The organism is Psychrobacter sp. T6-1, assembly GCF_052258445.1.
Genome location: NZ_JBQQFC010000051.1, coordinates 1 through 12,359 on the forward strand (window position 1 = coordinate 1; position 12,359 = coordinate 12,359).

The 12,359-nt window shown below is 45.7% G+C and carries 10 protein-coding genes and 1 pseudogene; 7 read left to right on the forward strand and 4 right to left on the reverse strand.

Annotated elements, in window-relative coordinates:
* From ACTXGO_RS04940 to ACTXGO_RS04960, 5 genes are all read left to right on the forward strand, one after another.
* Window positions 1-207: 2-C-methyl-D-erythritol 2,4-cyclodiphosphate synthase (locus ACTXGO_RS04940; protein WP_443573534.1), on the forward strand; the 207-nt coding region annotated here is incomplete at its 5' end.
* 135 nt (window positions 208-342) lie between these two features.
* A complete protein-coding gene (grxD, locus tag ACTXGO_RS04945) occupies window positions 343-690 on the forward strand; it encodes a Grx4 family monothiol glutaredoxin (protein WP_317198923.1) in 348 nt (115 codons plus the stop codon).
* Window positions 691-888: 198 nt separating this feature from the next.
* On the forward strand, window positions 889-1,422 hold the full coding sequence (locus ACTXGO_RS04950; RefSeq protein ID WP_443573536.1) for a hypothetical protein: 534 nt from the start codon (window positions 889-891) through the stop codon (window positions 1,420-1,422).
* A 106-nt stretch (window positions 1,423-1,528) separates the two neighbouring features.
* Window positions 1,529-3,424, forward strand: a complete 1,896-nt coding sequence (gene mnmG, locus ACTXGO_RS04955) for a tRNA uridine-5-carboxymethylaminomethyl(34) synthesis enzyme MnmG (protein WP_443542182.1) — start codon at window positions 1,529-1,531, stop codon at window positions 3,422-3,424.
* Window positions 3,425-3,501: 77 nt separating this feature from the next.
* Window positions 3,502-4,461: an AEC family transporter gene (locus ACTXGO_RS04960; RefSeq protein WP_443542183.1), complete on the forward strand. Its 960-nt coding sequence runs from the start codon at window positions 3,502-3,504 to the stop codon at window positions 4,459-4,461.
* Window positions 4,462-4,538: 77 nt separating this feature from the next.
* Here ACTXGO_RS04960 and ACTXGO_RS04965 read toward each other — a convergent pair whose 3' ends face one another.
* From ACTXGO_RS04965 to katG, 4 genes are all read right to left on the reverse strand, one after another.
* On the reverse strand, window positions 4,539-4,703 hold the full coding sequence (locus ACTXGO_RS04965; protein WP_317198919.1) for a hypothetical protein: 165 nt from the start codon (window positions 4,701-4,703) through the stop codon (window positions 4,539-4,541).
* 30 nt (window positions 4,704-4,733) lie between these two features.
* Complete coding sequence (locus ACTXGO_RS04970) at window positions 4,734-5,753, reverse strand: LLM class flavin-dependent oxidoreductase (protein ID WP_317198918.1); 1,020 nt, start codon at window positions 5,751-5,753, stop codon at window positions 4,734-4,736.
* A gap of 291 nt (window positions 5,754-6,044) precedes the next feature.
* Window positions 6,045-6,986 carry a LysR substrate-binding domain-containing protein gene (locus ACTXGO_RS04975; protein WP_317198917.1) on the reverse strand — a complete coding sequence of 314 codons (942 nt, stop codon included), beginning with the start codon at window positions 6,984-6,986 and terminating at the stop codon, window positions 6,045-6,047.
* Between the two features lie 229 nt (window positions 6,987-7,215).
* On the reverse strand, window positions 7,216-9,402 hold the full coding sequence (gene katG / locus ACTXGO_RS04980; protein ID WP_443542344.1) for a catalase/peroxidase HPI: 2,187 nt from the start codon (window positions 9,400-9,402) through the stop codon (window positions 7,216-7,218).
* 640 nt (window positions 9,403-10,042) lie between these two features.
* On the opposite strand from katG, the gene ACTXGO_RS04985 reads away from it, so the two are divergent.
* Window positions 10,043-11,941 (forward strand): AmpG family muropeptide MFS transporter, encoded by a 1,899-nt coding sequence (locus tag ACTXGO_RS04985; RefSeq protein ID WP_443573537.1) that lies wholly within the window; start codon window positions 10,043-10,045, stop codon window positions 11,939-11,941.
* Window positions 11,942-11,978: 37 nt separating this feature from the next.
* A pseudogene (locus ACTXGO_RS04990) lies at window positions 11,979-12,359 on the forward strand (hypothetical protein); the annotation flags it as partial.

Here is a 12,359-nt window from a genome sequence, read left to right on the forward strand (position 1 = left end):
AATGCGGACATTACCATTATGTGCGAGCGACCCAAAATCGCGCCTTACAATGAAGCCATGCGTGCTAATATCGCCAGCGACTTACAAACTGACATCAGTAATATCAGTGTCAAAGCGACTACGAGCGAAAAGCTTGGATTTACGGGTCGCCAAGAGGGCATAATGGCAAGCGCCGTGGTATTATTGGTGCCCAGTGAAAGTACTTAATACAATAGGGTACGTCATCTTTAGATGAGACCATCAGGCTCTCAATTACTGAGTATTGCTTGCAATAAACCTTTGATCACCCCATGTAGCACAGATATCCAATCAAATTTTAACCTTTTACCATTAGGAGCTTTTATGAGCGAGCAAACCCCAAACGCAGCAAACGATGTTGAACAATTGATCCGCGATCAAATCCGTGATAATAAAGTCATTATCTATATGAAAGGTACGCCGCAGTTCCCGCAGTGCGGATTTTCAGCGCGCTCGATCGAAGTATTGACGCAGATTGGCCGTCCTTTTGCTTTTGTCAATATTTTAGAGAATCCAGAGATTCGTGCAACGTTGCCAAAAGTTGCGAACTGGCCAACGTTTCCGCAATTATGGATCGATGGTGAATTGATGGGCGGCTCAGATATTATCTTGCAAATGTACCAATCAGGTGAGCTTAAGCCTTTGGTAGAGGCAAACAGTCCAGCGGCTTAATATATAACCGTTTTAGATCGGTACTGTATATCGTTTGATACTTAGTCCCAAGTCATCTTATAGCTAGATGGCTTGGGATTTTTATTGTCTATATAACCCCTTGTTTTTATAGACGTTAGTCCCATATAGCTGACATGATAAAAAGCGTAAAAGATAAAAAAGCGCGCAATACTTTTATATAAATAATAAGAGACACTTATGACAACTCAAGAATTAAATAATCAAAAAAACACTGAGCAAGCTGCCATTGAAAAGCGCCGCGAGCATCTCAAAACTGAATCAACGCGCATCATTGATATGGCTGGGAATGAACCAAATTCAGCGCTCAAATGTATCCATCAGTTAAGCGTCGCAGGCGGGGCAACTGAAGCGACCTATATCGCAATCGAACAGCGCGTTGTTGCCGATCAAGATCCGACTGGTGCTTATCATTTAGCACTGCTAGCGCAGAACACGCCAGATCTACCGATTGACGCGCGTCAGCTCATCGAATTAGTCGTTAATAAAGGTGATAACGATCTGCTACTTGCACTACTCAAAAACCTACCGCTGCCACCCGTTGAGGTGATTCAAGCTAGAATACTAGCGAGCGACGATGGCGAGGCGATTGGTAAGATGAATGCGTACTTACAGATTAATCCAGAAGGCTATGGCAGCCAGCATATGCTTGCCAGCGGTCAGGCGGATCGTATCGTACCCTTGAGTCCTGCGCGCCGCGTTGATAATGACTAGCAGTGCCTATCTATGACTGTACAATACGGTCTGCTATTAACCGTCGAATATTGTTATAATTAGCGACTATTTTTTTTATTGACGTTATCTGTCAAGCGAGGCACGCATGCAATACCCAAAAACTTACGATGTGGTCGTGATCGGTGGCGGTCATGCTGGTACCGAAGCGGCACTAGCGGCGGCTCGCATGGGCGCGCAGACCTTGCTGCTCACGCATAATATCGAGACGCTTGGGCAGATGAGCTGTAATCCTGCTATTGGCGGTATCGGTAAATCACATCTAGTGCGTGAGATTGATGCGTTGGGCGGTGCTATGGCGCTTGCAACGGATAAAGCTGGCATACAGTTTCGGGTGTTAAACAGTCGTAAAGGTGCTGCCGTACGTGCCACGCGCGCACAAGCGGATCGTATCTTGTACAAAGCTGCCATTCGTCATACGCTTGAGAACCAGCCTAATCTGGATCTATTCCAACAAGGTGCTGATGATATTTTGGTAGAGAACGGTCGCGCGACGGCGGTTGTCACCTCCACTGGTATTATCTTTAAGACTGAGACGGTTATTCTGACCTCGGGCACCTTCTTGGGCGGTGTTATTCATATTGGGCTTGAGAATTCAAAAGGCGGACGCGCAGGGGATCAGCCTTCTATTAAATTGGCAGACCGTTTGCGTGAGCTCAAACTGCCAGTAGGTCGCCTAAAGACAGGCACGCCCGCACGTATCGATGCGCGCACGGTGGACTTTAGTGTGATGACGGTACAGCCGGGTGATACACCGCTTCCGGTGATGAGCTATATGGGCGATGTCCAAATGCACCCTGAGCAAGTCAACTGCTATATTACTCATACCAATGCGCGTACCCATGACATCATCCGCGAGAATCTCGATCGCTCACCAATGTTCTCAGGCAAAATCGAAGGCGTGGGACCACGTTATTGCCCATCGATTGAAGATAAGATTCACCGCTTTGCGGATAAAGACAGTCATCAAATCTTTATTGAACCAGAAGGTCTGACTACGCACGAATTGTATCCAAATGGCATCTCAACCAGCTTACCCTTTGATGTGCAGCTTGAGTTTATTCATAGTATGAAAGGCTTAGAAAACGCACACATTACCCGTCCAGGCTATGCGATTGAGTACGATTATTTTGATCCACAAAATCTAAAGCCAACGCTTGAGACCAAATCTATTGATCGCTTGTATTTTGCTGGTCAAATCAACGGTACAACAGGCTATGAAGAAGCAGGCGTGCAGGGTTTGCTCGCAGGAACGAATGCGGCGTTAGTGACCACTAACAATAGTGAGTATGATACTTGGACCCCGCGCCGCGATGAAGCGTATCTTGGCGTACTCGTCGATGATTTAATCACTCATGGCACCACCGAGCCGTATCGCATGTTTACCAGCCGTGCCGAGTATCGCTTATTACTACGTGAAGATAATGCGGATCAACGCTTGACTGAGACGGGTCGTAAGCTCGGTTTGGTGGATGACGAACGCTGGCAAGCCTACGAGAAAAAAATGGAAGCCATTGCTACTGAGTCTGCGCGCCTAAAAGACATGTGGGCAACCCCTACCAATGCTTTAGGACAAAAGGTCGCTGAGCAAACAGGCGAGGTGTTATCCAAAGAAGCGACGGCTTTTGATTTGCTAAAACGTCCACAAATAAATTTTGCTGATATTGCAGCGATTACAGATTCGCACGTCGATACCTTGGTTGGTGAACAGATTGAGATATCAGTCAAGTACGCAGGCTACATCGATCGCCAGCAAGACGACATTGATCAGATGAAGCGCCTAGAGAATACCGCGCTGCCCATTGACTTTGATTACAGCATGGTCTCAGGTCTCTCTAATGAGATCGTGCAAAAGCTTAGCAAAGTACGTCCTGCGACACTAGCGCAAGCAGGGCGCGTCAGCGGGGTTACGCCAGCGGCGATTCAGCTACTTGCTATGACTGTCAAAAAGCAGAAAAAAGCCAAAGCAGCGCTGGGCTCATAAAAGTCACCTACAAGGTGCTTGAGCTTTGAGCACCTGCCATCTTTGCTATTTTAAGTCCCGCTGACTTGAGCCTGTCTATGATTGACGCTATTGTCTTTGCCATTACTATCGTACTGCCCAACCTGTTTTTGATGGGGTTGGGTTTTTTTATGCAAAAACGCGGCGAGATCAGTCAGACCTTTATCGATCAAGGCTCTTATTTTGTCTTCAACTACTGTCTGCCTGCGCTACTGTTTTTTAGCGTAGTCGATAGTGAGGTGGATTACTCGAAACAAATTGTTCTTATTATTGCAGGCATCATCGTCACCTTTATCTTATTTATTGGAAGCGAGATTTACGCCAAACGCTTTATTCGTGCGCCGACCGATCAAGGGGTTTTTGTACAAGGGGTCTTTCGTAGCAACATGGCGATTATTGGTCTTGCAACCGTCGCCAACGCTTATGGCAATATCGGTTTGAGTATCGGTGCCGTTTATATGGGTATCGTCACGATATTATTTAACATCTTAGCTGTCATTACCTTGAGCCGCGTGTCCAAAAGCGTCGATGATACTTGGACAACACGCACCATTATGATTGTCAAAAAACTCTTTACCAACCCGCTCATCTTAGCGCTACTTGCTGCCTTTGTTTATAAAGCTCTGCCACTACCGCCAATCGCAGGCGTTATCCATACGACAGGAGATTTGCTTGCAGCAGTCGCACTGCCTTTAGCGCTTATATGCGCAGGCGCGAGCATCGACCTAAAATCCATGCTGCATCCCTCAGGCTTGTCTATGCAGGCAAGTATCGGACGTATTATTATTGCACCGATTATCGCTATTTTAGTTGGTTTAGCTTTTGGACTATCAGGTGTACATATGGGTGTGCTATTTCTTATGGTAGCATCTCCTACCGCTGCTGCTAGTTATGTGATGGCAAAAGCAATGGGTGGCAACGATATTTTGGCGGCAAACATCTTGGCATTTACGACAGTAGTCGGTATGTTTGGTATGGCTATTGGAGCGGCAGTACTGCGGCTGCTTGGACTGATGTAGCGTTTTTAAGTTAAAGGGAAGCCAAAAAAAACCTTCTACTTATTCAAATAGAAGGTTTTTTTAATTTAAGAGGACAGCTACTTGCGTCTATTACGTCTCTCTTCACGGCGGGCTTTGCCTTTAGGACTGACACGATAAGTGAGATAACCAAAAAAAGCTAAAACGATGATCAAAGCAACAATATACAAAAATATTGACGAGCCAATCATTAAAGACGCACCCATGACGGTAGTGACTTCCATTCTATTCTTCCTATAATAATTATAAAATAATTATGCAGGGCTAGCGATAGATTGTAAAGTAAACAAGTTTAGCTCAGGTGTAAGTTCAAGTGAACGCAGACGCGCCGCTTGATCATAGATATTGGCGGTAACGATCAGCTCATCTGGCTGATGCTGAGCGATGAATGCTGCGAGTTTAGGCTGCACCGTCTCCACGCTACCGATGAACGATACTGACAGAGCGCTATCGACCATGACCTTTTCAGCAGGGCTCCAGATGGCATCCATACTATGAGTGGGTTTTGGCATCTGTCCGCGCTCACCGCGGCGCAAACGTACAAAGCTCTGCTGCGCTGAGGTAAAGTGATAGTGCGCGGTAGCCTCATCATCAGCGAGCAGCAAATTAGCCGCCAGCATCACATAGGGCTTATCCAAGTATTTCGATGGTTTAAACTGCGCGCGGTAAGTCGCTATTGCTTGCGTGAGCGCTTGCGGGGCAAAATGTGATGCAAATACATAAGGCAGTCCCAGATGCGCGGCTAGCGTTGCGCCAAACAAGGATGAGCCTAGTATCCAGATCGGTACATTGGAGCGCGCCCCAGGAAAGGCTTGTACGGGGCTATTATCACTATCATTACCTAGTAGATAGAGCAGCTCTTGTACCTCTTGCGGGAAGCGCTCGGCATCATTCATTGTACGCCCTAATGCTTTAAAGGTGGCGCCATCGGTACCGGGCGCACGACCAAGTCCCAAATCAATACGATCACCGTACAAGGCTTGTAGCGTGCCGAACTGCTCAGCGACGACTAAAGGCGCATGATTGGGTAGCATAATGCCGCCAGCACCAATACGAATACGCTTGGTTTGGCTGCCGATGTGGGACAAGAGTACTGAGGTCGCTGCACTGGCAATACCTGGCATATTGTGGTGTTCCGCCATCCAGTAGCGATTAAAACCGATGTCTTCAGCAGTTTGCGCAATCTCTACTGTTTGGGCGATGCCGTCAGCGGTAGAAGCGCCAGTCGGTACAGGTGCTAGATCTAAGAAGGATATAGGAATAGTATTGGTCATAAATCACCTTATCATTATGAGTGTAAAAACCGTTTTTAGCTTTTAAGCAGTGTTATTTTTATTGTCTTTTTAAATCTGCATAAAAAAGCCTCAAACGCTTGATAGCTACTATAATGGGGCGTGAGAGTCAAATATAAAGGTGAGAGTGAGCTGTGATAACAAATCTTAATAATGCGGCTATTGTCTATAATTGCTAATCAATAACAAGCCCGCGATAGAAGTATTCAGATTAAGCTGAGTCTATCGCGGGTCTATATTTTTATCTATGAAACTTTAGCAAAAAAGTGATATTTAAACGACCCCTTTGTGATCGAACTGCTGCTGACAAAGCTCTATAAAAGCGCGGCCATATTGGCGAATTTCAGCATCGTCACGTACTGCCATCCAGCTGGTAAAGCGCCCAAAATGATCGACTGGAATGGCGACTAGGTTTTGATAATGGCTGGGCTCAAACGCCATTTCAGCGATAATTCCAATACCTAATCCCAATCCGACATAAGTGCTAATCACATCTGCGTCAAGCGCAGCAAGGACGATATCAGGCTCAAGTCCTGCCGCCTCAAAAGTTTTATCGATAGCGCCGCGTCCTGTAAAGCCGCCATGATAAGTCACAATAGGGTAGCTTGCCAGCGTTGGCAGATCGATGGACTCAAGACCCGCCAGCTCATGGTCTTTTGGTAGGATAATACGATGGGTCCAGTCGTAATAGCGATGACAGCGCAAATAGTTATTATGCAGTAGCGACTCAGTTGCGATACCAATATCGGCCTGCCCGCGAATGACCATTTGCGCGATAGTCTCAGGGTCCGCTTGTTGAAGGATGAGATTTACCTTAGGGAAGCGCTCTTTGAACTCTTTGACCACCTGCGGTAATACATAACGCGCTTGGGTGTGGGTTGTGGCGATGGTCAGTGTCCCTATATTAGGATTGGTATGATCGAGGCTGAGATTTTCAATAGTGCGAATTTCAGCAAATATCGCTTCGATATGCGGCAGCAAAGCAGTACCCATCGGCGTAAGCCCTGTGAGGCGTTTGCCTTGACGCACAAATACTTCAGCTTTGAGCTGGTTCTCAAGCGCGGCAATGTGTTTGGATAGACTTGATTGGCTAGTATGTAGTACGGTTGCCGCTTGGCTCAGATTGTAGCCGTTTATCACGGTATGCCATACAGTCTCTAATTGCTTGAGCTGAATTTGTAAGTGGCGCTGATTGACCACCATATCGATTGCCATACCCTAATCCTCAAATAATAGTCATGTATCATATGACAGTAGCTGATGGGGTAAGTACACACCACCAGCTATAGACGTATCAAAAAGCTAGTGTAGAGCAAAGCTATTATTCTTGTATATAATAAATGGTCATGAATTTATGATATTTTGGAATATAAAAAAAAGAGCATAAAAAAGCCACCTATATAAGATGGCTTTTACTAAAACGGATGTTAAATTAAGACTAAGCTTACTGAGCTAAATCAAAACGATCGGCAGTCATAACCTTGCTCCATGCTTTGACAAAGTCATGGACGAACTTCTCAAGATTATCGTCTTGAGCGTATAGCTCAGCATAAGCGCGAAGTATGGAGTTTGATCCAAATACCAAATCGACACGGCTTGCCTGCCATTTAACTTGACCACTTGCACGTTCGCGGACTTCGTATACTGCTGGCGCGTTATTATCGTCGGTTTTGACAGGATGCCAAGTATAGTCCATGTCTGTTAAATTAACGAAGAAATCATTGCTCAGTACTCCAGCGCGCTCGGTAAAAACGCCGTGCTGGCTATGCTCGTAGTTGGTGTCGAGGACACGCATACCGCCGATAAGTACGACCATCTCAGGTGCGCTCAAGCCCATAAGCTGGGTGCGATCTAATAGCATCTCTTCAGGCGATACTCGATGACTACCTTTGATCCAGTTACGATAGCCATCATGGAGTGGCTCTAAATCAGAGAAGCTCTCGGCCTCAGTCATCTCATCAGTTGCGTCGCCGCGACCTGGATTAAAGGGTACTTCTATCTCAACGCCTGCATCTGCCGCTGCTTTTTCAATCGCAGCACTACCGCCGAGCACGATCAGATCTGCAATGCTAATCTCTTTATCGAAGTCCGACTGAATTTGCGTTAACGCCTCAAGGACACGTGCTAACTGCTCAGGCTCATTACCCATCCAGTCTTTTTGCGGAGCTAGGCGAATACGCGCTCCATTTGCGCCGCCGCGATAGTCTGAGCCTCTAAAGGTGCGTGCGCTATCCCATGCCGTAATGATCAGCTCACGATGCTCGATACCACTTTCTAAGATTTTATGCTTTAGCGCTGTAATATCATTATCGCTTAAATCTGCATTACCTTTAGGAATAGGGTCTTGCCACGTAAAGTCCTCTGCGGGTACATCAGCACCTAAGTAGCGAGATTTAGGACCTAAATCACGATGCGTCAATTTAAACCAAGCTTTGGCAAATACTTCGTCAAAGTATTCAGGGTTGTTATGAAAATTCTCTGAGATTTTGCGATATTCAGGGTCTTTAATCATCGCCATATCAGCGTCCGTCATCATCGGATTGCGTCGTACATTGGGATCATGTGCATCGACGGGCTTGTCTTCTTCTTTAATATCGATAGGCTCCCACTGCCACGCGCCAGCAGGGCTTTTGGTCAGCGCCCACTCATGGTTAAAGAGCAGCTCAAAGTACTCATGATCCCAGCGCGTCGGATGCGTCGTCCACGCGCCCTCAATACCACTTGAGACCGTATCGATACCATGACCGCTACCTTTTGGATTGCGCCAGCCCATACCTTGCTCCTGTATGCCAGCGCCTTCGGGCTCATCTTCTAACAAGGTTGCATCACCATTGCCGTGACATTTACCGACAGTATGACCGCCTGCGGTTAACGCCACTGTTTCCTCATCGTTCATCGACATACGACCAAAAGTGGTACGAATGTCTTGCGCGGTTTTTAGCGGGTCAGGATTGCCATCGACACCTTCTGGATTGACGTAGATAAGACCCATCTGTACCGCGCCTAGTGGATTTTCAAGCGAGTGACGGTCTTCAACTTCTTCATAACGATTTTTGGTCGCCGCCAGCCACTCACGCTCAGAGCCCCAGTAGATGTCTTTTTCTGGATGCCAGATATCAGCGCGTCCGCCCGCAAATCCCAAGGTTTTAAAGCCCATAGACTCATAAGCCATGTTACCTGCTAATATCATTAAATCCGCCCAAGAGAGCTTATTACCATATTTTTTCTTGATCGGCCAAAGCAGACGACGTGCCTTATCTAGGTTGACGTTATCAGGCCAGCTATTGAGTGGAGCAAAGCGCTGATTGCCCGTGTTGGAGCCGCCGCGACCATCAGAGCGACGATAAGTTCCTGCAGAGTGCCACGCCATACGTATCATGAGGCCGCCATAATGTCCCCAGTCGGCAGGCCACCATTCTTGTGAGTCCGTCATAAGATCCTTTAGGTCTTGTTTAACGGCTTCTAGATCAAGCTGTTTAAAAGCCTCGCTATAATCAAAATCTGCACCCATGGGATCAGTCTTATGATCTTGCTGATGCAAAATATCGAGATTTAACGCATTAGGCCACCAATCGGTTGCTGCAGACGCTTGCGTGGTGTGTGCTTGATGCATAACAGGGCAGCCACCCATGCTTGGCCGCTGCGGCTCGTGTGATTCATCAATGTTCTGATTGTGAATAGTTGGGCCTAAACCGTCGCCTTTGTCGTACGTGGTGTTGCTTGGCGGGTTTGGTTGTTTGGCGTCTGACATAGTGGTGCTCCTTAGTTTGGTTTGTCTTATCAGCTATGGATAAAGCATATATTAGAGCTAGTCATTAATAAAACATATATAAAATAACATCATGTTTTAAATAATAAATCATAGTGTCTGTTTTCCTAAATTTTCATTCTATTTTAAGTACTTATTTTAAAGTGCTTATTCGCCCTAACTTTTGATTTAAGCTCAATAGTATGTAGGCTATTACACAGCTGCCAATTTGATACTTCTATAGTTTGATAAATCTATAGTTAAGCAAGTTTTGGATACATAGAATTACGGCTGAGATAGACTATATACAGTTTAAAAAGCTATAGACGTCTATACCATTAGTTTAGTAAAAAATATCTGTACAAAGTCTAGTCAATGCCTAGGTTCTCAAGTACCATAATTCAATTTTGCCATAAGTCTGGCAACTTGGTACAACGGTTAACAATTTTTATCGATCTTAAAAATGCCGATTGATAAAAATTGTGCGCAGTTGTTATTATCGTCTTAAGTTTAGTGAGTCACTATGTCCGCTGTCCGAGCTACGCCGCCCAATAACTTAGTCGCCAAAAAATCATGGGGTGACGCTACCAAAGCCTATCTTGACCCTCGCGCTATTATCATATTATTTTTGGGGTTTTCGGCAGGTATTCCTATCTTGCTAATCTTCTCAAGTCTCTCATTATGGCTACGCGAGGCAGGTATCGAGCGCGGCGTGGTAACTATGTTTAGTTGGGCGGCGCTGGGTTATTCGTTCAAGTTCATTTGGGCGCCGCTGATTGATGCGCTGCCCATACCACTATTGACCAAATGGCTGGGTAGGCGTAGGGCTTGGATTGTGGTCTCACAGCTCTTAATTGTCATAGCAATACTCTTGATGGCAAGCTTTAACCCTATTAGTGATGAAGCACTTTGGTTTATGGCAGCGGCAGCGGTATTATTAGGGTTTTCATCAGCTACGCAAGATATTGTCATTGATGCCTACCGTATCGAGCTTGCGCCGCCAGAATTGCAACCTACGCTTGCGGCGATGTATGTGGCAGGCTATCGCATCGGTATGATCGTAGCAGGGGCAGGCGCGCTCTATTTAGCAGACTACTTTGGCTCAACAGAGGCGTTTTATAGTTATGAGGCTTGGCGTAATACCTACTATGTGATGGCAGCGGTCATGTCTATTGGTATTTTGACGACCTTTGCAGGCTATGAGCCCATCGCTGAAATTTTGCAGACCAATAAACAAAAACTAAACCTTAAGCTCTTTTTTATCTATGCCGCTTTGTTGATCATACCAGGGTCGATATACGGTCTGCTTAGTTTAATCAAAATTATCTATAATAATTTTTTGAACGCTGATATCACTTTAATACCCTCAGCGATCTTGCCTGCGGTCAATCTTTACTTCTTAGCTTTGGTCGCCTGCGCGCCGCTACTGCTTATTTTCTTTGTGTTTAATCAACCCAAGATTGCGAACAAGGTCTCATTGCTTGTTGAAAATGGCAGTGACTATTTGCGTATCGTTCTACTTTTTGTCATTACCGTTGTAGGTTTTGTCGGGGCATTTGTGGTTATCGGCAACCTATTTGCAGAGACTGAGAGCGTGCTACTAAGCTTCGTTATCGAAACCGTAACCTTACTTGGCAGCTTAGCGGTAGCAGCGGTAGTTGGCTATGCTTTGATTAAAGTAGGCCTTGCCAAAAAAGAGATCGCAACAAAAATGTGGGTCAATCCTATTGCCGATTTCTTTAAGCGCTACGGCAAACAGGCCATATTACTACTTGCCCTTATCGGTCTTTACCGTATCTCTGATATCGTGGCAGGAGTCATCTCCAACGTCTTTTATCAAGACATGGGCTTTACCAAAGTTGAGATTGCCAACGCAGTCAAACTCGTTGGAGTGCTTATGGCGCTTGCTGGTGGGTTTTTGGGCGGAATACTAGCGCAAAAAATGCGCATGATGCATGTGATGATGTTAGGGGCGATACTGGCCAGTATTACCAATTTACTGTTTGTGCTGCTCACTTATCATCCAGGAAGCCTCGAGTACATGTATTTTGCGGTAATATTAGACAATCTAGCCGCAGGGTTTGCTAGTGCGGTATTTATCGCCTTTTTATCAGCGCTCACGTCTATTAAATTCACTGCCGTACAGTATGCTATATTCTCATCACTCATGACTTTATTGCCCAAAGTGTTAGGTGGTTACTCTGGCGGTATCGTCGATTCTATGGGCTATCCTTTCTTCTTTATGTTTACCTTTGCTATTGGTATTCCTATTCTGCTACTTATTTACTTGGTTGATAAGCATATTGTCATTGGTGACAACGATGATATCTATGGCGATGACTCTGAAGGCGGCAAACCGTCATTGGCAAAGGCTAACCCTACGCTAACGGATACCAATGAGTCGCCGCGTGCAACAGAATAAACTAGTGATGAAGTTTTATAAAGGATAAGGATCTGTAGTGTCCAAAGTACAAAAAATGACGGTAGGGCAAATCAAGCAGCGAAGTCAGCAGCTAGCATATGGCGTGCTAAAGAGTGATTTAGATATCAAAATTACTCCAAGCGATGACACTGTCGATAGATCGATGCCCCCCTTTTGGATAACCGATTGGCTTTTGCATGTGCTTAATCAACCAAGATCATTTTTGTTCACCGATGATAACTACGAGCTGACAGATAGTGAGCGCGCGCAGTTTGATGCTGGCGTGACTCAGATGCGCCAAGGTATACCGCTTGCGTATTTGACAGGTCATCAAGAGTTTTGGTCACTGGACTTTAAAGTCAATAAACATACCCTCATACCAAGGCCTGATACTGAGGTTTTGGTTGAGCAGGTGCTA

Bases quoted from the DNA above. Each gene is read 5' to 3' on its own strand.
- ACTXGO_RS04970 (WP_317198918.1), bottom strand. From the start codon at position 5,753: ATGACCAATACTATTCCTATATCCTTCTTAGATCTAGCACCTGTACCG.
- ACTXGO_RS04975 (WP_317198917.1), bottom strand. From the start codon at position 6,986: ATGGCAATCGATATGGTGGTCAATCAGCGCCACTTACAAATTCAGCTC.
- ACTXGO_RS04985 (WP_443573537.1), top strand. From the start codon at position 10,043: ATGTCCGCTGTCCGAGCTACGCCGCCCAATAACTTAGTCGCCAAAAAA.
- ACTXGO_RS04950 (WP_443573536.1), top strand. From the start codon at position 889: ATGACAACTCAAGAATTAAATAATCAAAAAAACACTGAGCAAGCTGCC.
- mnmG (WP_443542182.1), top strand. From the start codon at position 1,529: ATGCAATACCCAAAAACTTACGATGTGGTCGTGATCGGTGGCGGTCAT.
- ACTXGO_RS04960 (WP_443542183.1), top strand. From the start codon at position 3,502: ATGATTGACGCTATTGTCTTTGCCATTACTATCGTACTGCCCAACCTG.
- katG (WP_443542344.1), bottom strand. From the start codon at position 9,402: ATGGGTGGCTGCCCTGTTATGCATCAAGCACACACCACGCAAGCGTCT.
- grxD (WP_317198923.1), top strand. From the start codon at position 343: ATGAGCGAGCAAACCCCAAACGCAGCAAACGATGTTGAACAATTGATC.
- ACTXGO_RS04965 (WP_317198919.1), bottom strand. From the start codon at position 4,703: ATGGAAGTCACTACCGTCATGGGTGCGTCTTTAATGATTGGCTCGTCA.